The organism is Pseudomonas sp. SA195, assembly GCF_054131565.1.
In genome coordinates this window covers 593172-614913 of record NZ_CP096392.1, presented here as the reverse complement: position 1 = coordinate 614913, position 21742 = coordinate 593172, and the positions used below count along the sequence as shown (strand labels likewise).

Below are 21742 nucleotides of genomic sequence, written 5' to 3'. Positions count from 1 at the left end.
ACGAACCACCGGCAGCCACCGTTCGCGCCGAGGCATCAAGGAACAGCCATGAAGATATCCCGCCAAGCCTACGCCGACATGTTCGGCCCCACCGTCGGCGACAAGGTGCGCCTGGCCGACACCGACCTGTGGATCGAAGTCGAAAAAGACTTCACCACCTACGGCGAGGAAGTGAAGTTCGGCGGCGGCAAGGTGATCCGCGACGGCATGGGCCAGGGCCAGCTGTGCGCCGCAGACGTGGTCGACACGCTGATCACCAACGCGCTGATCCTCGACCACTGGGGCATCGTCAAGGCGGACGTCGGCTTGAAGGACGGCCGCATCGCCACCATCGGCAAGGCCGGCAACCCGGATATCCAGCCCGACGTGACCATCGCCATCGGCGCGGCCACGGAAGTCATCGCCGGCGAAGGGATGATCCTCACCGCCGGCGGCATCGATTCGCACATCCACTTCATCTGCCCGCAGCAGATCGAAGAGGCGCTGATGAGCGGCGTCACCACCATGATTGGCGGCGGCACAGGACCTGCCACCGGCACCAACGCCACCACGGTGACGCCCGGCCCCTGGCATATGGCGATGATGCTCAAGGCCGCCGACGCCTTCCCGATGAACATCGGCTTCACCGGCAAGGGCAACGCCTCGCTGCCTGAACCGCTGATCGAGCAGGTCAAGTCCGGTGCCATCGGCCTCAAGCTGCACGAGGACTGGGGCACCACGCCGGCGGCCATCGATAACTGCCTCTCCGTGGCGGACCAGTACGACGTGCAGGTGGCGATCCATACCGACACCTTGAACGAATCCGGCTTCGTCGAGACCACCCTCGGCGCGTTCAAGGGCCGCACCATCCACACCTACCACACCGAAGGTGCCGGCGGTGGTCACGCGCCGGACATCATCAAGGCCTGCGGCTTTGCCAACGTGCTGCCCAGCTCGACCAACCCGACCCGGCCGTTCACCCGCAACACCATCGACGAGCACCTAGACATGCTCATGGTCTGCCACCACCTGGACCCGAGCATCGCCGAGGACGTGGCCTTCGCCGAGAGCCGTATCCGCCGCGAAACGATTGCCGCCGAGGACATCCTCCACGACCTCGGCGCGTTCTCGATGATCAGCTCCGACAGCCAGGCCATGGGCCGCGTCGGCGAGGTGATCACCCGCACCTGGCAGACCGCCGACAAGATGAAGAAGCAGCGCGGCGCCCTGCCGGGCGACGGCGCGGGCAACGACAACTTCCGCGCCAAACGCTACATCGCCAAGTACACCATCAACCCGGCGATCACCCACGGCGTCAGCCACGAGGTGGGCTCGATCGAAGTGGGCAAGTGGGCCGACCTGGTGCTCTGGCGCCCGGCGTTCTTCGGCGTGAAGCCGAGCCTGATTCTGAAGGGCGGCGCCATTGCCGCGAGCCTGATGGGCGACGCCAACGCGTCGATCCCGACGCCGCAGCCGGTGCACTACCGGCCGATGTTCGCCAGTTACGGCGGTTCACTGCATGCGTCAAGCTTCACCTTCATCAGCCAGGCCGCCTTCGAAGCCGGCGTGCCGGAGCAGCTAGGCCTGAAGAAGAAGATCGGTGTGGTCCGGGGTTGCCGCCAGGTGCAGAAGAAGGACCTGATCCACAACGACTACACGCCGGACATCCAGGTCGACCCGCAGAACTATCAGGTGCGCGCCGATGGCCAGCTGCTCTGGTGCGAGCCGGCCGACGTGCTGCCGATGGCGCAGCGGTATTTCCTGTTCTGATCGGCTAGCGCGGTAACGCGGGTAGGGCGCGCTCAACTTGCGGACCAGATGCGCCCTGTCGTGCGCTGGAACGCGGGCGAATAAATTCGCCCCTACACGGGGATTCCATTCGGTTGGTTGAGCCGTTGCGGGAGCGTGACGTGCGTTGAACGCGGGCGAATGAATTCGCCCCTACAAGGGTTCCATTCGGTTGGTTGGGCCTTTTTCGGACCGTGACGTGCGTTGAACGCGGGCGAATAAATTCGCCCCTACACGGGATTCCATTCGGCTGGTTGAGCCGTTTCGGAGCGTGACGCGCGTTGAATGCGGGCGAATGAATTCGCCCCTACAAAGGTTCCATTCGGTTGGTTGGGCCTTTTCGGGCCTGACGCGCGTTGAACGCGGGTGAATGAATTCGCGACATCGGGTTGGTGTGGCGGGGCATGGCTCGGCCGTACGTCCTGTAGGGGCGAATTTATTCGCCCAGCCGCTCCGGCGGCCATCGGCGCACCATGACTGCACGCTCCGACGGCAGATGCAGCACAACGGGGCATTCTGGCCGCGCGCGCCGGCAAGTGCTGTGCCTGCCGCCACGCGAGTTGTATACATAAATCCGGCACCTTGCCCAAGCGTGATCTAGGCTGAAACCGTTGCCTTCCGGCGGACAGACGGGGCGGCACGCAGCCTTTCGCGACGTGTGCAGTACGCGGAACGCTTCAAGGGAACGCTGGTGCGGTACACAAACTGCATACAGCTGACAGAACCAGCCTTGCACACGAGCGCTCGCCATGAACGATCAGGATTTGACCCTGCCACACCCCGATCCGACCCTGCACAACGCCGACCTCGAGCCCCTCGCGCCTGGCAAACGCAAATGGGGATGGTTCGAAATCTTCAACGTCTGGTCCAACGACATTCAAAGCCTGTTCGGCTACACGCTGGCCGCGACCCTGTTCATCAGTTACGGCCTGAACGGCTGGGCCGTGCTTGCCGGGATCGTGCTGGCCGGCTTCATCGTGATGGGCCTGGTGCAGCTGACCGGCAAGCCCAGCGTGAAGTACGGCATCCCCTTCCCGGTCATGGCCCGCGCCAGCATGGGCGTGCGCGGTGCGAACTTCCCGGCCATGGTGCGCGGCATCGTGGCGATCTTCTGGTACGGCGTGCAGACCTATTTCGCCTCGACCGCCGTGGCCCTGCTGATCCGCACCCTCACGGGTCCAGGCTCCGAGGCGACGCTGCTGGGCCTGACGACCGTCGACTGGGTCGCCTACGTGCTGGTCTGTGCCTTTCAGGTCGCGCTGTTCGTACGTGGCGTGGACTGGGTGACGCGGTTTCTGAACTGGGCCGGGCCGCTGGTATATCTGGTGATGATCGCGATGATGATCGCCATCTGCTACAAGGCCGGCCCGAGCCTCGCTGGCGCGCTGGGCGGAATTTTCAGCGGCACCGGCAGCTACGCAGGCGGGCCGGTTGCAGCGTTCGCCGCGGTTGTCGGCACCATGGTCGCCTACTTCGCGGCAGTAGTGATCAACTACGGCGATTTCGCCCGCTTCGTCAAAACCGAGCGTCAGATGCGAATCGGAAACTTCCTGGGCTTGCCGGTGAGCCTGGCGTTCTTCTCGCTGATCGCGCTGGTGATCACCGCCGGCACCGTGGTGGTGTTCGGCGAGACGCTGACCAACCCGACCGATATCGTGGCGCGGATCGATCATGTGGGCCTGACGCTCATCGCCGCCATCACCTTCTTCGCCGCGACAGTCGGCATCAATCTGGTCGCCAACTTCATCCCGCCGGCCTACGACATCGCCAACCTGTCACCCGCCCGCATCAGCGCACGCACGGGAGGCTTCATCACTGCCGCGATTGCCTTCTTCATCGGTGCGTTGTGGGTTTCGTTCATCAGCGCGGTGGGCATCGCCGCGTTCGTGGACACCCTGGGTGCGGTGCTGGCGCCGCTGTACGGCATCATCGTGGCCGACTACTACCTGGTTCGCCGTCAGCGACTGGATGTGCAACAGCTGTTCAGCGCCGAACCCGGTTCGACCTACTATTTCAATGCTGGCTGGAACCGCAAGGCGATCATCGCCTTCGGCATCGCCTCGATCTTCTCCGTCGCCTCGGTCTGGACGCCGGGCCTGGAAAGCCTGTCGGGCTTCGCCTGGCTGCTGGGCGCGCTGTTCGGGGCCGTGCTGCACTACCTGTTGATGCGCAAGCAGATCCTGCCGGTCAGCGCCACGCCCACCGCGACGTCCCAGCTGTAACCGATCGCACCGGGCCAACCGCGCGTGGGCTCGGTGCGTTTGTCGGGTGACGCATGCTAGAGTGCCCAGCCATCCGTATGGCACAACGACCCGCTCCATGAACCGATCGGTCATCGACGATATCTCGGCCATCGGCCGTATCAGCGCCGTACCGGCGATTCTCCAGGTCATCTGCGACACGACCGGCTTGCGCTTCGCCGCGGTGGCCCGTGTCACCGAGGACTCATGGACGGCCTGCGCGGTACTCGACAAGATAAATTTCGGCCTCGAGGTCGGCGGCGAGCTGGACGTCACGACCACGCTCTGCCACGAGATCCACTCCTCACACGAGACCATCATCATCAGCAAGGCGAGCGAAGACGATCGCTACTGCAATCATCACACGCCCAGGCTGTACGGCTTCGAGAGCTACATTTCCACACCAATCTTCCGCTCGGACGGCAGCTTCTTCGGCACGGTATGCGCGCTGGACCCGCTTCCGGCAAAGCTGTCGGAAGCGGTTGTGCTGCCGATGATGGAATCCTTCGCCAGACTGCTCGCCATGCAGCTGGAGTCGGAGGCGCGTTTCGAGGCGACCGAGGCCGCCTTGTTCGATGCGCGGCAGACGGCCGAATTGCGCGAGCAATTCATCGCCCTGCTCGGGCACGACCTGCGTAACCCGCTCTCCTCAATCATGTCCGGCGCCCAGTTGCTGCAGCGCCGCTCCAGCGACCCCACCGTGCTCGGCATTGCTGGCCACATGCTGACCGCCAGCCATCGCGCCGCTCGGCTGGTGGACGATGTGCTCGACTTCGCCAGGGGCCGGCTCGGCAAGGGCATACCGCTGAACCTGAGCCCCTGTGACGACCTGCGCGGCGCCTTGGGCCATATCGTCGAAGAACTCCAAAGCGCCAACCCGCACCGCAGGATCCAGGCGAACATCGGGCCGCTGGAGGGCGTTCGCTGTGACGCCGATCGCCTCGGCCAGCTGCTCTCGAACCTGCTGGCGAACGCCCTGGTGCACGGCGCGCCCGAGGGGACGATCGAGGTGACCGCAAAGATCGAAGACGATCAACTGCTGCTCTGCGTGAGCAACGCCGGGCAACCCATTGCGCCGGATCGCCTGGCCAAGCTGTTCCAGCCTTACTGGCGTGAGGAAACCAGCCCGCAATCCGGGCTCGGGCTGGGTCTGTACATTGCCAGCGAAATCGCGCAGTCCCACGGCGGGGAGATGCAGGTCGCCTCGACGGCCGAAGCGGGCACCACCTTCATGTTCAGGATGCCTCTAAGCGGGCCCTGATGCGCTGGCGCGGGGCAGTCAACGTAACTGGCTGTCCTTGCTGCCGCGCCGGTTGTACCCGCTGAATCTGGCGTCCTGCTTGTCCTGCTCCGCCTGACAGCGGATGCACAGCCGAACGCCGGGAACGGCCGCGCGTCGTGCCTCTGGAATGGGTTCGTCACAGGCTTCGCAACGCTGCAGGCTCTCGCCATGCCCGAGCCGACTGCGCGCGCGCTGCACGGCGTCCTCGAGCGTGCTGTCGATCTGGTCCTGCACAGCCCCCTCGTTAGCCCAACCGGTAGCCATCGCACCCTCCTCGGCCCGACAGGGCCTTCTCACAGGTCTCTACCTTTCTCTGATCGACCCTGGGCCGGACAGGTTCACCAGCCGCTGAAATCAAGTGCCGCAAATACGTACCGCCAGCACACCGGCACCGCTTGTCGGTTTGCTGGCGCCAAATCGACGAGTGGGGCTCGCCGGAAAAGGGCTTTGGCTATCCTTCGAGCCGAAGTGAAGGGAAGGCCGTGTCTCGGCGGGCGCTTGGAGCGCTCTGGCACGGCCTCGCCCGCTCATGGTCGTCGCTGGTCGGCCTACCAGACACACCTGACCCGTGAAGCGGAATTATGGACAAGAGATACCTGATCGCGCTGGTCATCGCCCTGGGCGGTTGCGCCAGCCAGCCAGAAGTCATGGAACGGGAGGTCGGGCAATTCGACCTCAAACTCGGTACGGCGCCGACACGCAGCATGGCCCAAGGGCTGGTTCAGCCAGCCACGGCCAGCACGTTCCGGGGTGGGCTGGACCTCACCCATGAGAGCGGAGTGTATGTCGGCCAGTGGTCGCCCAGCGTCGGGCTTCTGGACGGCAGCCAGCTGGAGCTCAACAGCTACGTCGGCTACGCGCAGCCTCGGATGGACGACTCGCCCGGCTATGAGCTGGGGGTGATCCGCTACAGCTTCCCGGAAATCGACACCTGGGACCGCGAGGAATACTACGCGGGCTTCAACCTGGGCAGCAGCCGGCTGGGCGGCGCACTGAGCAGCGCACTGGGGCGCACCGACAGCACCCTGTTTATCGAACTGGGTTCGGTCCGCCCTTTCGACGTCGGGGTCCGTCTGAAGTACGCCACCCACTCAGTGGACAACCCGCTGTATTACAACGGCGGCAGCCTGCGAACGTTCAATGACTGGTCGCTGAGCCTGTCCCGGCAGCTGCTCGGGGTGAAGCTGGACCTGTCCTATTCCGACTCGAACCTGCAGGGCGCGCAATGCGGCGTCTATTCGGGACAGAACGCCTATTGCGAAGGGTTCATGATGTTCAAGGCCGAGCGCGCCTTTTTCTAAGCGCCCGGCCGGTCATCAGCCCTGGCGAAAACGCAGCTGCGCATGGCCGACAGCGAGCAGGAATGCTGCTGCGGCGAACCCGTAGAGCAGGCCCAGGTTGCCGTCCTGGAACAGCCACGAGCCCAGCACCGGCCCGGTCGCCATGCCCATGAAGCGGAAGAAGTTGTAGCTGCCGACGGCCGTGGCTCGGTTCTCGTGGTACAGGTCCATCAAGAGGCTGGTCTGCACCGGCAGCGACAACCCGAGAAACAGCCCGAACGCAGTGACCGCCACGACCAGCGCGGCGAGCGATGACTGAGCGACCGCCAGGAACAGCATCAGGCTGAGCGCATTGAGCAGCGCCGTGATCAGCAGCATGGGTCGTGGCCGCCAATGGCCGAGCAGCCGCCCGCCGACGAAACTGCCTATCACCACCGCGATCGACAGCGGCAGGAATACCAGCCCCTTCTCGCTGGCGCTCAACCCGTAGCGGGCGTCCAGGATCCGCGGCATGAACACCAAGTAGTTATAGAACGCGTAGTACTGCACGAAGCTCAGCAGCATGATCGCCAGACCCTGGCGATTGCCGAGCACCTCGAGGTACTGCACCGGGTGAAACGCGCGCGGCGGCCCGCCGGCGGGGCGGGTTTCCTGCAGCCAGAGCGCATTGCTCGTCAGCGCCCCAATACCGACGATCGCCAGCAGCAGAAACACGTAGTGGAAATCCACGTGCTCGCCAACGAAGCCACCCACCACAGGCCCGGCGACCGGACCGAGCGCCACCATCATCTGGAACGAGCCCATTGCACGGCCCCGCGCGGCGCCTTCGAAGCGGTCGCCGATCACCGTGACCGCCACCACCGCACCGGCGGCGATGCCCACCGCCTGCAACGCCCGGAAGGCCAGCAGCACTTCGATGTTGTTGGCCAGAAAGCAGCCCATCGAGGCGACGACGTAGACCGCCAGACCCGCCAGCAGGGTGCGCTTGCGACCGGTGCGGTCGACCAGCGGCCCATAGATGATCTGCATGAAGGCGAGCACGAAGGTAAAGATCGAAATGCTCAGGTTGATCAGGAACGGCGTGGTCCGCAGCGCGGTGCCGAGCTCCGGCAGGATCGGCGTGTAGACCGTCTGGGTGAAGGGGCCGAGAAAGGCGGCGAAGGCGACCATGAAGGTCAGTAGACGTGGGCTCATCAGGTCTCCCAAGCACGGCAATGGTCGCGGCGGCCGGGGCGAGCCGCCGCCGCAGCGGTCACTCCTTGACCTGCATGTATTCCTCGGCCCAGACCATGTACTCCTCCGCTGTCGAGTACTTGACCGACAGCTGCGAGGCGTTGAGGTCGGAGGCGTCGATCTGGCGCTGCTCGCGCAGGCAGTCGTAGGTCGCCTTGATCGCGGCGAAATAGGCGGCATGGCCGTTCACCACGATGCGCACACCCAGCCGGGCGAGGCGTTCGTTGTCGCGCAATTGTGGATTGCCGTAGGTGACGAGCATCAGCGGCACCTTGAGCTTTTCGGCGACCTGCTCGAGCTGCTCGAAATTCTCGATGCCGACCAGACAGATCGCGTCCGCCCCGGCCGCCTCGTAGGCCTGCACGCGCGCGATCACCTCTTCCAGGCCGATCACGCCGGCGTTGGTCCGGGCGATGATGCACAGCTCGGGGTCGATGCGCGCCTCCAGCGCCGCGCGAATCTTGCCGACCGCCTCGAACATACCGATGAGATCGGTGGACTTGCGGCCGAATTTGGCCGGCAACAGGGTGTCCTCGATGGTCAGCGCGGCAATCCCGGCGCGCTCGAGCTCGACCACGGTACGCATCACGTTCAGCGCATTACCGTAGCCATGGTCGGCATCGGCGATGATCGGCAGTCGCGAAACGCGGCCGATGCGCGCGGCCTGCTCGACGAACTCACTGAGGGTGATCAGCGCGAAGTCGGGCGCAGCCAGTACCTGCAGCGAGGCGACCGAGCCACCGAGAATCCCGACCTCGAACTGGAGATCGGCAGCGATGCGGGCCGACATCGGATCGAATACCGAGGCGGTGTGATAACAGCGGTCCGAGGCCAGCAACTTGCGGAAGTCCTGGCGCAGGGTGTGATGAGAGCGTCGTTGCATGTGTCCGTCCTGTTGAGTCGCACGCAAGGGTCTTCGCCCTTGTCTGGTCTAGTGTTGAAAGCTCTGCGGCGGGCCTGCGGCACACCACGGTGAATCAAAGCGGCGCGCGTGGCTGCCGCCCCTGTACGTACGCCATGACCAGCCCACTGGCAATGATCACAGCCATCCCGGTGATGGCACCAGCATCCGGCGTGTGGCCGAACGCGATCAGGCCCACCACACCGGCGAAGATGATCTGCGCATAGGTGAAGGGTGCCAGCGCGGCTGCACTGGCGAAGCGGAACGCGTTGGTCAGCAGCAGATGCCCGCTCATGGCCATGGCGCCGAGCGCCGCCATCATCACGGCGTCATGCAGAGACGGCGTCTGCCAGTTGAAGATCACCAGCACGCTCATGACCAGACTGCCCACCAGGCTGGTGATGAAATTGCTGGTCACCGGATGGTCTGTCGCGCTGAGCCGGCGGGTGATCAATTGGTAGATCGTGAAACTGACCGCGGCGCCGAAGGGCAGCAGGATCGCCGGAGTGAACAGCGCGCCGCCCGGGCGCACGATGATCATCACGCCGATCAGCCCGCAGCCTACCGCCAGCCACTGAGCGCGGCTGACCTGCTCGCCCAACAGCGCCGAGGCGATGGTGACCAGCAATGGCGTGAGGAAGATGACGGCGGTGGCCTCGGCCAGCGGGATGTAGCTCAACCCGCTGATGAACAGCATGCTGACGCTGACCAGGCTCAGGCCGCGGCAGATCTGCAGAGTCGGACGCAGCGTCTGGAAGACGCGCCGTCCCATGCGCGGCGTGAACAGGGCAAGCATCAGGGTCGTCTGCGCCATGTAGCGCGCCCAGATAACCAGGAATACCGGATAGAGCTGCGTCAGGTGTTTGGACAGGCCATCGTGCGAAGCCAGAGTCAGACAGGACACCAGAATGAGCAGCACGCCGAGCAGGGGCTGGTGGGAATTGTTCAATTGGTAAACCGCGACGATAGGTAGCTACCTAAGAATTATGCGCCTAAATCCGTGTTTCGTCAGTCGTCACATGAGCCGAGCCGACCAGACGATCGCCCTTCACCGTGGCCGTCGTGTCGCGAAACGGTCATGCCATTCGGGTGTAATCGCGATCATTCCGTCGGGTACCGCTCCAGCCGCTCGACTATCGCGTATGATCGCCGCCCCGCGCGCGCCGCCATAGCAACGGCCGCGTCAATCCGAGTCTTGTCTGATGTTCAAGTTACGCGCGATGCAGGTGCGCGATATCCCTGCCGTGATGTCGATTCAGGAAGAATCCTACGCCGCCGAAATCCTCGAGGATGAAGCGGTCATCCGCGACCGTCTCGCTGCCTTTCCGCGACTCGCCTGGGTGGCCGAAGACGAACAAGGCGTCTGCGCCTATCTGTTCGCCTATCACTCGCGCGTCGGCAAGGTCACCCCGCTGGACGGCGATTTCAAACAGTACCCCGAAGCCGATTGCCTCTACCTGCACGACCTGGCCGTCTCGCGCCGCGCCGCCGGCCGTGGCATCGGCCCGGCGTTGGTGAGCCGCAACCTGGAGCAGGCCAGCCGCCAGCAGATCCGCTATTCGGCACTGGTCTCGGTGCAGGAATCCGAAGCCTTCTGGTCGCGCCTGGGCTACAGCGCCCATACCGAACTCGAACCGCGCCAGGTTGATAACCTCGCCAGCTATCGCCTCCCCGCGGTTTACATGGTGCGCGCCCTGCATTGACGCACCCTGATGGTGCGACCACATAGCTGACGCACCATCATGATGCGGCCTGAGCCCCATTTTCAGGCACGGCCAGCCCCGCAGCCGGCGCGACGCCTTTGCCAACGCAGGTTGGCAAGCGCCTTGCTCTGCTTGTGCCGAACGCACAACCGGAACTGCCGCGCCCATGCTGGTCATTCATCGCCGTACACAGACGCATGCCAAGGCTGACGCCGAACTCCTGCTTACCTATGAGGCACGCAGCAAGTCGCGCCTGCGCTGCTTCACCACGACGGGCGAGGACGTCGGCCTGTTCCTCGAGCGCGGCCAGCCGCCGCTACGCGATGGCGAGTCTCTCGAGGCCGAAGACGGCCGCATCGTCCGCGTGCGCGCGCGCCCGGAGCGCCTGCTGCATGTCACCTGCGCCAGCGCCTTCGAGCTGACGCGCGCGGCCTATCACCTCGGCAACCGCCACGTGGCGTTGCAGATCGGCGACGGTTGGCTGCGCCTGCTCGACGACTACGTGCTCAAGGACATGCTGCTGCAGCTTGGCGCCACGGTCGAAGCCATCGAGGCGCCCTTCCAGCCCGAACATGGCGCCTATGGCGGCGGCCACCATCACTCCCACGCGGGCGAGGCCGAGTTCAGCTACGCCCCTCGTCTGCACCAGTTCGGAGTGCGCCCGTGATCAACGGTGCGGCCTGGGGCCTGCTGCGCCTGGCCAGCCCGCAGCTGCCGATCGGCGGCTACAGCTACTCGCAGGGTCTGGAAATGGCGGTCGAGCAGGGTCTGGTCGCCACCGCCGAACAGGCTGCTGCCTGGCTCGAGGATCAACTGCTCTTGAACCTGGCGCGCTTCGAGGCGCCGCTTCTGCTGGCGCACTGCGAAGCGGCCGCCCGCGAGGATTGGCCCGCCCTTGCTGAACTCGCCGAGCGCCACCGCGCCAGTCGTGAAACTCGCGAACTGCAGCTGGAAAGCCGGCAGATGGGTTACTCGCTCGGCCAACTGCTAGACGGCCTGCCGGAACTGGACGCCCCTGCCCGCGCGCTGCTTGCCCGCACCCCCGAACCCGGTCTGGCGCTGACCTGGGCGCTCGCCGCCCGCGCCTGGCAGATATCGCCGCGGGAAGCGTTGAGCGCCTGGTTGTGGGGCTGGCTGGAGAACCAGCTGGCGGTGCTGATGAAAACGCTGCCCCTGGGGCAGCAGGCGGCCCAGCGGCTGACGTCAGCCTTGCTGCCAAGCCTCGACCAGGCCGCTCGCATCGCCACCGACCGGACGCCCGAGGATTGGGGGAGCCTGCCGTTTGGACTGGTGCTGGCCAGCATGGGGCACGAGCGGCAGTACAGTCGGTTGTTCAGGTCATGATCAGACCAACGCCGCCTCCGCCATTCGCATCAGGCGGAACGAGCACTGCCCGCGAGCCCGCGCTCCCATGCGACCTACTGTATTCACGGAGCCCATGCAAAGGGACCTCGGCCGCGAAGCCGTTGGCTTTTTGCCCGAGTGTCGGAACGTCCCTTGGAAGCACCCAAGCCACTGCCGACACGCACTGCATCCGCAAGCGGCAAACACGCTCACCCAACGAATCCCATCCCTGCCCCAATCGGCAGCGGCACCCCTTTCGCAACCCCAAGGCAGCCACACCGCCTTCCAGAGGAGACCATCATGAACAGCCAACCCCTGCGCGTCGGCATCGGCGGCCCGGTCGGGTCGGGCAAGACCGCCCTGACCCTCGCCCTGTGCCGCGCCCTGCGCGAGCGCTACAACATCGCCGTCGTCACCAACGACATCTACACCCAGGAGGACGCCCAGTTCCTGGTGCGCAACGAAGCCCTGGCACCCGAGCGCATCATCGGCGTGGAAACCGGCGGCTGCCCGCACACGGCCATTCGTGAAGACGCCTCGATCAACCTCGAAGCGGTCGAGCAGCTCAACCGGCGCTTCCCGGGGCTGGACCTGATCATCGTCGAATCCGGTGGCGACAACCTCTCGGCGACCTTCAGCCCCGAGCTGTCGGACCTGACGCTCTACGTGATTGACGTCTCGGCCGGCGACAAGCTGCCGCGCAAGGGCGGGCCGGGGATCTGCAAGTCCGACCTCCTGGTGATCAACAAGGTCGACCTCGCCCCCATGGTCGGCGCCTCGCTGGAGGTCATGGACCGCGACGCCCGCAAGATGCGCGGCGACAAGCCGTTCGTGTTCAGCAACCAGAAAGTCGGCCAGGGACTCGACGAGATCATCGCCTTCATCGAAAAACAGGGAATGCTCAGCGCCGCCTGAGCCAGCACCGCCTGTAGGCGTGCCCGTCCGTGCTCGCTCATCGCCAAGCGCTTCGCCAGCCAGCGGGCTGCTACCGGGAAACCGCCGACCGCGCCGACGCGAAGCATCGCGACGATTCGAACGCATCATGCAAACCAGAGGGAACACCGAATGAACAGAAAACTTCTCTTCGCCACCGCCCTGCTGCTCAGTCCGGCGCTGGCTGTAGCCCACCCCGGGCACGACCACGCCGGCATCATGTCCGGTCTCGCCCATCCGGTCTTCGGCCTCGATCATCTGCTGGCGATGCTTGCCGTCGGGCTCTGGGCGGCGCAGCAGACCGGCACGGCACGCTGGGCGCTGCCGCTGACCTTCGTTGCAACCATGCTGCTCGGCGGCCTGCTCGGCTTTGCCGGCACCGAGATGCCAATGTTGGAAACCGGCATCGCCGGCTCGGTGCTGGCGCTGGGCCTGTTGGTCGCACTGGCGGTACGCCCGCCGCTGGCCGTCGCAGCCGGTCTGACCGCCCTGTTCGCCGCCAGTCACGGGGTCGCACACGGCTTGGAGTTGCCGGCCCTGTCGAGCCCCTGGGGTTATGCCGCCGGTTTCGTGGCCGCGACCGCGGCGCTGCACGGCGCCGGCTACGTCGTTGCCCGCAGCTTGCCGCAGGTTGCCGCGCCTCTGGTACGCATCGCCGGTGCGGCGTCGGCCCTGGCTGGCGCCTGGTTGCTCGCGGCCTGACAGACGACGCGTGAATGGTCGAGGTGCAGAGCCTCAACTGCGCGCGCCTGGGCCGAAGCGACCGTGTACCCCTGCGGCTTCACGCCGCCATGCCGTTCTTGAAATGAAAAGCCCGAGCCAGTGACCTGACTCGGGCTTTTTTCGTTGCGCCTGGCTCAGCGGAACGGCGGTTCGTCGAAGCTGCGCAGCTTGCGTGAATGCAGCGAGTTGAGCTGGCTGCGCAGCAGGTCGAGGGCAGCGATGCCTATCTTCAAGTGCTGGGTCACGGCCCGCTCGTAGAAGGCGTTGGCAGACCCCGGCAGCTTGATCTCGCTGTGCAGCGGCTTGTCCGACACACAGAGCAGCGTCCCGTATGGCACCCGCAAGCGATAACCCTGGGCGGCGATGGTGCCGCTCTCCATGTCTACCGCTACAGCGCGCGAAAGATTGATCAACGGCCGCTCCTGCGCCCAGCGCAGCTCCCAGTTACGGTCGTCGTAGGTCAGGACAGTGCCGGTGCGTAGGCGCTTCTTCAGTGCCTCACCCTGATCACCGGTAACTTGCGCAGCAGCCTCTTGCAGCGCCTGCTGCACCTCAGCCAGCGCCGGCAGCGGAATATGCGGTGGCAGTACGCGATCGAGAATGCCGTCGCGCCGCATGTAGGCGTGAGCCAGCACATAGTCGCCGATGGACTGCGACTGCCGCAGACCGCCACAGTGGCCGATCATCAACCAACAGTGCGGACGCAGCACCGCGAGATGGTCGGTAATGTTTTTCGCGTTCGATGGCCCTACGCCGATATTGACAAGGGTGATGCCGTGGCCGTCTTTCGCAACCAGGTGATAAGCCGGCATCTGGTAGCGGTGCCAGAGCACGCCGCCAATGATCGCCTGGGCTTCCCCCTCCTCCATGCCTCGCTCGATGACGATGTTGCCTGGCAGCACCATGCGCGTGAAACGGGTGTCATCACGCAGCATGTCCAAACCGTGGCGGATGAATTGGTCGACGTAGCGGTGATAGTTCGTCAACAGAATCCATGGCTGTACGTGGCGCCAATCGCTGCCGGTGTAATGCACCAACCGGCGCAGGGAGAAGTCCACGCGCGCGCCGTCGAACAGCGCAAGCGGATAGGGATCGGCATGTTCCCAGTCGTAGAGCCCATCGGCGATATCATCGGTCGCCGCGGACAAGTCCGTGCTGGGGAACACCCGCGCCAGCTCGGCAGCCGTCACGCCCGTGCCAGCTAGCTCGTCGCCCTGTTCGATCACGTAGGGGTAGGGAATGTTGCGATCACTGATGCCGACCTCGACCTTGACGCCGAAATCGGCGATTAGCGGCCGCAACTGATCGAGCAGATAGCCGCGAAACGCCCCCGGATGAGTCACGGTGACGCTGTATATGCCCGGCGCCTGTACTTTCGCGTAGGCGCGGGTCGAAGCCGGGACCTGGCCGTGGCAGGCGTAGGTCAGGCGTAGCTCGGGGTAGCGAAACAGCGCGCGCTCGGCGGCATCGGGCTCCTCGCGCGTGGCGACATAGCGTTTGAGTGCCTGGTTCAGGGCGCGAGTGGCGTGCTGGTGCAACTCGGCAAGGTGGTCCACGGCCGCTTCAGCGCTGGTGGCAATGCGAAAAGTCTCGCCTGCTGGATTCATGGTGGGTTTCCTTGTCTGGTCATTGAAAACATCTTGCCTGCTGTTCGATGACAGCGGTAGCACCTGCCCGAGCTCATTCATCGCACCGATGCGCCGCGAGCTGCAGTACTAACTGCTCCAGCCGCGCCTTGAGCAGTGCCAGGCTGGGCGCAGCGGTCAGGCTCAGGCGCAGCGCGTGAGGCGCATCATGGCCGACGGCGAACGCCTGTGCGGCGGCTGCCTCGATGCCCGCATCACGGCATATCCGCATCGCATCGACACCCGGAGCCAGGGGCAGCCATAAATGCGGCGACGGCGTGCTCGAAGCGCCAAGCAGTTTTTGCGCCAGGCGCCAGCGGCGCGTGACTTGGTCACGCTGCCCGGGCCAACAGATGTGCCTCTTCCACGCCGCTTCGCAAAATGCCCAGCTTTTCTTCACCTAGCACAACGGGTTATAAACCCGCCGTCGCGCCCCACGCGGGCGCGTGGATTGAAACGCCGCCCAGTTAGCCAGCTTGGCTAGGGTCTTAGTGGTCGCGCCCTACCCGGGCGCTTGGGTTGAAACATCCTTCGCCGTGGCTGGCTCGGTCTTCTGGCCACCACCATTTGCTCAGGTTCAAGCCACGCTTGTAATCGCGCTGATTGAGACAGGGTCTGTTTAATAGTGATAACGACACATGACAATCTGCAACTGACCATCATCCACCGCATAAACCAGCCTGTGCTCGCTGCTGATTCGTCTTGACCATAAACCGCTCAGGTTGTGCTTGAGCGGTTCCGGTTTACCGAGTCCCGTAAAGGGTGTGCGCACGGCATCGCGGATAAGCAGGTTGATTCGTTTAAGACTTGCCTTGTCGTTTTGCTGGAACCAGAGGTAGTCATCCCATCCTTCGGGCGTGAACAGGATATTCATGCCGTGCTTATTCGTCTTCCAGCAACTGTCGAGACGCTAGCTTACCGGCGCGCAAATTGTTGACGGATCTGATCAGACGCTCGGCATTAGCAGGCGAGCGCAATAAATGCGCCGTTTCCTCCAGCGCATTAAAGTCGGCGAGGGAAATCATGACTACCGGCTCACCTTTCTGCCGGGTGACCATAATCGGTGTGCGGTCGCCATTGACCCGGTCCATGGTTTCAGCGAGATGCTGGCGCGCTGTGGTGTAGTTGATGGTTTGCATAGTGGATTCCTCAAGCATGCGCGAAATGTACACATATCTGTACATACCCTCAAGCCGATCAAGCACCGCCGCCCAGCGCGCCTATTGAATCCCCCGGAGTTACCCAGACGGAGAAACGGCTAATCCAGAAACGGCGCACTCCGCGCCAACACCGCACTGATGTCCAGCCCTGTCGGAAGGGTGCCGAAGACGCGGCCGCGGCCGTCCAGGCGGCTGGCGATGAAGGCGTCCGATACGGCTTCGTTGCCCGCCTCGAGGAGCAGCTTGGCCTGCAGGGCGACGGCGAGGTCTTCGGTCAACTGACGGGCCCGGTAATGGATGGCGTCGGTGTCGGCGAGCGCCGCCTGGAGCTGGCGGACATGCACGCGTAGCCGCGGGTCGCCATGGCCGTCGCCAAGCTCGTTGTGCAAGACATCAAGCGCGCCGGATTCCCTGGACAGGGCTCGCAATAGGTCCAGGCACTGGACGTTGCCGGAACCTTCCCAGATCGAATTGACCGGCGCCTCGCGGTAAAGGCGCGGCATGAGGGTGTCCTCGACATAGCCGGCTCCGCCCAGGCATTCGCTGGCCTCGGCGATCATTTCGGGCGCGCGTTTGCAGATCCAATATTTACCGATCGCCGTAACGATGCGCGCGAAGGTCGTCTCACCCTCATCGAACGGGTGGTCCAGCGCGCGGGCCATGCGCAGGGTCAGTGCCAGTGCGGCCTCGCTCTCAAGGGCGAGATCTGCGAGCACGTTCTGCATCAAGGGTTGCTCGATCAGCGCCTTGCCGCCGACCAGACGATGCGTGCAATGGTGCATCGCCTGGGTGAGCGCCTGACGCATCAGCGAGCTGGAGCCGACCATGCAGTCGAAACGGGTGGAGGAGACCATCTCAATGATGGTCGGCACGCCGCGCCCCTCCTCACCGATCATCCAGGCGAGCGCGCCACGGTATTCGACCTCACTGGACGCGTTAGACCAGTTGCCAAGCTTGTTCTTCAGCCGCTGGATGTAGAACTGGTTGCGGCTACCGTCCAGGCGGTGGCGCGGCAGCAGGAAACAGCTCAGCCCTCGCTCGGTTTGCGCCAAGGTCAGAAAGGCGTCGCACATGGGCGCCGAGCAGAACCATTTGTGACCGACCAGCTCGTAGGCCTGGCCTGGCCCGGTCGCGCCGATGGGGTGGGCGCGCGTGGTGTTGGCGCGAACATCGGTGCCACCCTGTTTCTCCGTCATCGCCATGCCGATGGTGACACCGGCTTTTTGCTCCATAGGCACGTTGCGCGGGTCATATTCGCGGCTGAGAACTTTTGGCAACCAGACGTCCGCTATACCGGGCTGCTGCAGCAACGCAGGCACGCTGGCATAGGTCATAGTCAACGGGCAGCTGCTGCCGGCTTCTGCCTGATTGTGCAGGTACATCAGCGCGGCCCGCGCAACCTGGGCGCCAGGCTGCGGGTCGGTCCAGGGCAGCGATGGAATGCCATGCGCGATGGCGGTGCCAATGAGCTGGTGATACGCGGGATGAAACTCGACCACATCGATGCGATGGCCGTAGCGGTCGTGGCTTTTGAACACCGGCCGGCTCTCGTTGGCGAGGAACCCCGCCGCCATCAACGGGCCGCCAGCCAGCGCACCGTAGGTCTCAAGTCGCGTTTCGGCCCAGCCGCCCCGGTAACGCCGCACCCAGTCCTGCAAGGGTAGGTCGAGGCGATAAAGGTTTGCGCCGTCGAGCGGCGGCACCTGGTTCAGCACCTCGTGCGTTTCGGCGTATTGATGCAGGCTCATGGCAGCTCTCCTCGGTGGCGACGTGGCGCGCCGGCAGCGATCCGACCTGGGCAGGCAGGCCGCGCGGGCTCCATCAATGAAGTGAAGCACGCACCAGGAGGGTGCAAAAGCGAGGTTTCGGCCAAAGTTGCGCGGCATCGCGCGGAGGTCAGGTCGCCTGGAACGGCATCAGCAATTGAAAACGGCTGCCCTGGCCGGGTTCAGAATGGTAGGACAGCCGCCCGCCTTGGAGCTCGACCAATTGCCGGCAGAGCGACAAACCAATGCCAAGGCCACCGTACTGACGCGTCATGCTGCCATCGAGCTGCCGGAAATACTGGTAGAGCGAGTCGTCCGACGGCGCCTCGAAACCGATGCCGGTATCGATCACTTCGACCTGCAGCTCATAGTCCGATCCGCTCTGCCGCCCACTGACCGCCAGGGTGACGCCGCCGTGCAAGGTAAACTTGATCGCGTTGTCGAGCAGATAGCCGAGGCTTTGCTTGAGCTTGGCAGCATCACCGACCATCGCTTCGGGCAAGCCGCTGACGAAATCCAGCTCGAAGGACAGGCCGCGCACCGCGGCGCGGGCGCCATAGAGCATGTAGAGCTCGTCGAATACGGCACGCAGCCCGAACGCCTCCCGGCGCACCCGCAGCTTGCCGGCCTGGAGTTCGGTCAGCGCAAGGATGTCGTTGACCAGCCGCATCATGTCACGTGCCGAGCTGGTAGCGATGCGCTGGTACTGTTCCAGCTCGCCATCCAACTCCAATGTTCGCATCAGGTCCAGGCTGCCGATCACGCCATGCATAGGGGTACGCAGCTCGTGGGTGACGTTGGCGAGAAATTGGTCCTTCAGGCGGTTGCTCTCGGCCAGCTCGCGGTTCAGTTCTTCGAGCTTGCGTCCGGTCTCCTCGAGCATCTGGGCGCGCTCTTCCTTCATCATGTTGATGCGGTCGGCCAGCGCCAGCGACAGCAGCGCGACCTCCACCGCCGAGCCGATCTGCCCCGCGTACATGGTGAGGAACATGTGCGGCAGGTAGCCGAGCACCATGAGCGTGTTGATCTGCCCGCCGATGAGAAAGGTCGTCCAGGCGATCATGAAGTAGCGCGCCACACGCATGCCACGGTGCCAGGCGAGGATGCCGGCAACGAAAATGACAAGGATGAACCACAGCGCCAGGAAGGTCGCCAGCCGCAGCGCCAGTGCGTAGCTGGAGGTGAACGACAGCACCATGGTGACCAGCCCGAGCGCCATCAGCCCCAGCAGCGCGCGGTCGATCCAGGGACTGTGCTCGGCGGTGTGCAGGAAACTGCGTGCGAACTGACAACCGAACAGCCCCGCCGCGCCGATCAGAAAGGGCGTCGAGGCGTTGGCCCACCACGGCGACTCTGGCCAGAAATACTGCACGCCAAGGCCGTTCACCGAGATCTGGTAGAGGCCGAACGAGCCGATGTAGAGGATGTAATAGAGGTAGCTGCGGTCGCGGACGCTGAGATAGATGAAGAGGTTGTAGACCAGCATCACCAGCAGTACGCCGTAGATCACCGCCAGGATATAGATGTGCGCCGATTGCTCCTCAAGATAGGCGACGGGCGCCCAGAGCGTCAGCGGCACCTGGATCGAGCCCTCGCTTTCCAGGCGCAGGTACACCCGTTTCGCCTGGCCCGGCGCCATCTGCAATTCGAACAAGTGGTTGCGCTGGTGGATTTCTCGTTCGCTGAAGGGCAGCCTGTCGCCGCTGCGTCCGGCCAGGCGGTAGCCACCCTGGCCGTCCGGGAGGTAAAGCTCGAGCAGGTCCAGCGGCGGATAGGCCAGTTCGAGCCACCAACGGCTGCGCTCACTGGCGCGATAGTCCAGGTCGAGCCGCAGCCAGAAGGCCGAACGCGAATACCCGGCGTTGAGCACCTCCTGGTGCTGCGGCACGAACTGGCCAGCGGCGTCCATCGCGAGCACATCCTCGATCCTCGCTTCGCGGGTCGGATCTTCCAGCACGGCCATTACGCGCCCAAGGGGAATGCGGCGATCGTCTTCATCGAACACGACGGCGTTGGCCAGCATCGGCAGCATGCTAAGGATGAGCAAAAGGAAATGGCGCATGTATCGGGGAATCCATCAGCACGTCAGGGAGCCCATCCCTGAAGACACGTGACCGCTCAGAAGTGGTGGCACTTTAGCATGGGCCGGGGACAAGTTTCCGACGAACCGCGGGAACCCGCCGGACGGTCTACTGTCTCGCCCTGCCCCGACTGACCTCAAGCAAGCCGGGCCAGGTGTTTGGTGATAAGCTCGCACGCCTCTAAATGCCAGCGCAACGCTGCGCTGGCTGCCTGTGCCACGCCAAACTGGGGAATTCGAATGCCCGGCCCTTGCTCCCGTCCTGTCGTCCTCTGCCTGTCTGGCCATGACCCGAGCGGCGGCGCCGGCCTGCAAGCCGACATCGAAGCCCTGATCGCCCAGGCCTGCCACGCAGCACCAGCGGTCACGGCATTGACCGTACAGGACACGGTTGACGTTTCGGATTTTCGCGTGCTGGACCGCGAGTGGGTGCTGGCCCAAGCCAATGCGGTGATTGACGATCTTCCCGTGGCGGCAGTGAAACTGGGCATGCTGGGTTCGGTCGAGATGGTCGGCACGGTGCTGCAGATCATGCAGAAGCTGCCCGGCGTGCCCCTGGTATGCGACCCGGTCCTGCGCGCTGGTGGTGGTGGCGCCCTCGGCAAGGACGAGGTCGGCTACGCCATGCGCGAACGGCTGTTTCCGGTTTCGACGATCGCGACGCCTAACCTCCCCGAGGCACGCATTCTTGCCGAATTACCCGAAGGCTCGGCCGATGAATGTGCCGAACGCCTGTTGCCGCATATCCGTCACTTGCTGATCACTGGCGGGCACGGTGACGAAACCGAAGTACACAACCGCCTCTACTGCCGTGACGGCAGCCGCCACGACTTCAGCTGCCAACGCCTGCCGGGCAGCTATCACGGCTCCGGCTGCACCCTGGCCAGCGCGCTGGCCGGGCGCCTGGCGCTCGGAGAAGAGCTGGTCAGCGCTGTGAAGACAGCCCTTGACTACACCTGGCGCACGCTGCGTGACGCCGAAGCGCCGGGCCGCGGCCAGTACATTCCCCGCCGCCTTCCGCTGGACCTGTCTTAAGGAGCCGCCGATGAAAGAGCTCACCCGACTGCGCGGCCTCTACGCCATTACCGACAGCACATTGCTCGCTGACGGTCGCCTGCTGCCCTATGCCGAAGCCGCGCTGAACGGGGGCGCCCGGCTGCTGCAATACCGCGACAAATCCGACAACGACGCGCGCCGGCTACGAGAAGCCGAGGCGCTGCTGAAATTGTGCGAGCGCTACGGTGCCGGCCTGATCATCAATGACGACGCCGAGCTCGCCGCACGCCTGGGCGCGGGCCTTCATCTAGGCCAGCAAGACGGTTCGCTGTCAGCCGCACGTGCCCTGCTTGGTCGTAAGGCAATCATCGGTGCCACCTGCCACGCCCGGCTAGACCTGGCAGAACAGGCCGTGGCCGACGGCGCCAGCTACATCGCTTTCGGCCGGTTCTTCGACTCTAATACCAAACCCGGCGCACCGGCCGCCACGGTCGATCTGCTCGAACAGGCCCGCCAACGGTTCGCCGTGCCGATTGCCGCGATCGGCGGTGTGACGCTGGCGACCGCGCCCGAGCTGATCGCCCGTGGCGCCAGCTTAATCGCGGTGATTCATGCCCTGTTCAGTGCTGACTCGGCGCAGGACGTCGAGCGCCGCGCCCGCGCTTTCACCGACCTGTTCGCCGCCGGCTGATCGGGGGCGAAGCCCACG

At 64.6% G+C, this 21742-nt stretch carries 21 protein-coding genes; 11 read left to right on the top strand and 10 right to left on the bottom strand.

All coding sequences use genetic code 11. The features are described from left to right. The first annotated feature begins 48 nt into the window (after window positions 1-48). The 3 genes from ureC to M1D78_RS02740 all read left to right on the top strand — a co-directional run bounded on the left by ureC (window position 49) and on the right by M1D78_RS02740 (window position 5268). Window positions 49-1749, top strand: coding sequence for an urease subunit alpha (ureC, locus tag M1D78_RS02750; protein ID WP_437422096.1), 1701 nt, complete (start codon window positions 49-51; stop codon window positions 1747-1749). Between the two features lie 767 nt (window positions 1750-2516). Next, window positions 2517-3989, top strand: coding sequence for an NCS1 family nucleobase:cation symporter-1 (locus M1D78_RS02745; RefSeq protein WP_437422097.1), 1473 nt, complete (start codon window positions 2517-2519; stop codon window positions 3987-3989). Between the two features lie 97 nt (window positions 3990-4086). After that, complete coding sequence (locus M1D78_RS02740) at window positions 4087-5268, top strand: GAF domain-containing sensor histidine kinase (RefSeq protein WP_437422098.1); 1182 nt, start codon at window positions 4087-4089, stop codon at window positions 5266-5268. Window positions 5269-5286: 18 nt separating this feature from the next. Here the strand turns inward: M1D78_RS02740 and M1D78_RS02735 are convergent, their stop codons facing one another. Continuing rightward, window positions 5287-5553: a DksA/TraR family C4-type zinc finger protein gene (locus tag M1D78_RS02735; RefSeq protein ID WP_437422099.1), complete on the bottom strand. Its 267-nt coding sequence runs from the start codon at window positions 5551-5553 to the stop codon at window positions 5287-5289. Between the two features lie 317 nt (window positions 5554-5870). On the opposite strand from M1D78_RS02735, the gene M1D78_RS02730 reads away from it, so the two are divergent. Further along, on the top strand, window positions 5871-6590 hold the full coding sequence (locus M1D78_RS02730; RefSeq protein WP_243604008.1) for a TorF family putative porin: 720 nt from the start codon (window positions 5871-5873) through the stop codon (window positions 6588-6590). Between the two features lie 15 nt (window positions 6591-6605). Here M1D78_RS02730 and M1D78_RS02725 read toward each other — a convergent pair whose 3' ends face one another. The 3 genes from M1D78_RS02725 to M1D78_RS02715 form a co-directional block, all read right to left on the bottom strand. After that, window positions 6606-7763, bottom strand: a complete 1158-nt coding sequence (locus M1D78_RS02725; protein ID WP_437422100.1) for an MFS transporter — start codon at window positions 7761-7763, stop codon at window positions 6606-6608. A gap of 58 nt (window positions 7764-7821) precedes the next feature. Beyond that, window positions 7822-8685, bottom strand: a complete 864-nt coding sequence (locus M1D78_RS02720; RefSeq protein ID WP_437422101.1) for an isocitrate lyase/PEP mutase family protein — start codon at window positions 8683-8685, stop codon at window positions 7822-7824. Between the two features lie 94 nt (window positions 8686-8779). Beyond that, window positions 8780-9652 carry a DMT family transporter gene (locus M1D78_RS02715; protein WP_437422102.1) on the bottom strand — a complete coding sequence of 291 codons (873 nt, stop codon included), beginning with the start codon at window positions 9650-9652 and terminating at the stop codon, window positions 8780-8782. Window positions 9653-9923: 271 nt separating this feature from the next. Here M1D78_RS02715 and M1D78_RS02710 point away from each other — a divergent pair, with 271 nt between their 5' ends. The 5 genes from M1D78_RS02710 (at window position 9924) to M1D78_RS02690 (ending at window position 13385) form a co-directional block, all read left to right on the top strand. Further along, the gene (locus M1D78_RS02710; protein WP_243604512.1) at window positions 9924-10406 is read left to right on the top strand and encodes a GNAT family N-acetyltransferase; all 483 of its coding nucleotides are present in this window, start codon (window positions 9924-9926) and stop codon (window positions 10404-10406) included. Between the two features lie 166 nt (window positions 10407-10572). Next, window positions 10573-11073 (top strand): urease accessory protein UreE, encoded by a 501-nt coding sequence (gene ureE / locus M1D78_RS02705; protein ID WP_243604012.1) that lies wholly within the window; start codon window positions 10573-10575, stop codon window positions 11071-11073. Beyond that, a complete protein-coding gene (locus M1D78_RS02700) occupies window positions 11073-11750 on the top strand; it encodes an urease accessory protein UreF (RefSeq protein ID WP_437422502.1) in 678 nt (225 codons plus the stop codon). The genes ureE and M1D78_RS02700 overlap by 1 nt, the downstream gene beginning before the upstream one ends. Before the next feature lie 300 nt (window positions 11751-12050). Further along, entirely contained in the window at window positions 12051-12665 is a 615-nt protein-coding gene (ureG, locus tag M1D78_RS02695) for an urease accessory protein UreG (protein ID WP_423706016.1), read from the top strand. A 150-nt stretch (window positions 12666-12815) separates the two neighbouring features. Further along, entirely contained in the window at window positions 12816-13385 is a 570-nt protein-coding gene (locus M1D78_RS02690) for a HupE/UreJ family protein (protein WP_437422103.1), read from the top strand. Window positions 13386-13540: 155 nt separating this feature from the next. On the opposite strand, the gene amn is transcribed toward M1D78_RS02690, so the two are convergent. The 6 genes from amn to M1D78_RS02660 all read right to left on the bottom strand — a co-directional run bounded on the left by amn (window position 13541) and on the right by M1D78_RS02660 (window position 20019). Continuing rightward, on the bottom strand, window positions 13541-15013 hold the full coding sequence (gene amn, locus M1D78_RS02685; RefSeq protein ID WP_437422104.1) for an AMP nucleosidase: 1473 nt from the start codon (window positions 15011-15013) through the stop codon (window positions 13541-13543). Window positions 15014-15086: 73 nt separating this feature from the next. After that, window positions 15087-15263 carry a hypothetical protein gene (locus M1D78_RS02680; RefSeq protein ID WP_437422105.1) on the bottom strand — a complete coding sequence of 59 codons (177 nt, stop codon included), beginning with the start codon at window positions 15261-15263 and terminating at the stop codon, window positions 15087-15089. A gap of 387 nt (window positions 15264-15650) precedes the next feature. Beyond that, window positions 15651-15905, bottom strand: coding sequence for a Txe/YoeB family addiction module toxin (locus tag M1D78_RS02675; RefSeq protein WP_437422106.1), 255 nt, complete (start codon window positions 15903-15905; stop codon window positions 15651-15653). 7 nt (window positions 15906-15912) lie between these two features. Next, a complete protein-coding gene (locus tag M1D78_RS02670; protein ID WP_437422107.1) occupies window positions 15913-16170 on the bottom strand; it encodes a type II toxin-antitoxin system Phd/YefM family antitoxin in 258 nt (85 codons plus the stop codon). A gap of 119 nt (window positions 16171-16289) precedes the next feature. Further along, complete coding sequence (locus M1D78_RS02665; protein WP_437422108.1) at window positions 16290-17939, bottom strand: acyl-CoA dehydrogenase family protein; 1650 nt, start codon at window positions 17937-17939, stop codon at window positions 16290-16292. Between the two features lie 148 nt (window positions 17940-18087). Then, a complete protein-coding gene (locus M1D78_RS02660; RefSeq protein WP_437422109.1) occupies window positions 18088-20019 on the bottom strand; it encodes a sensor histidine kinase in 1932 nt (643 codons plus the stop codon). A gap of 258 nt (window positions 20020-20277) precedes the next feature. On the opposite strand from M1D78_RS02660, the gene M1D78_RS02655 reads away from it, so the two are divergent. Both M1D78_RS02655 and thiE read left to right on the top strand, forming a co-directional pair. Beyond that, complete coding sequence (locus tag M1D78_RS02655; protein WP_437422110.1) at window positions 20278-21072, top strand: hydroxymethylpyrimidine/phosphomethylpyrimidine kinase; 795 nt, start codon at window positions 20278-20280, stop codon at window positions 21070-21072. A gap of 10 nt (window positions 21073-21082) precedes the next feature. Continuing rightward, the gene (gene thiE, locus M1D78_RS02650) at window positions 21083-21724 is read left to right on the top strand and encodes a thiamine phosphate synthase (RefSeq protein ID WP_437422111.1); all 642 of its coding nucleotides are present in this window, start codon (window positions 21083-21085) and stop codon (window positions 21722-21724) included. Window positions 21725-21742 lie beyond the last annotated feature (18 nt).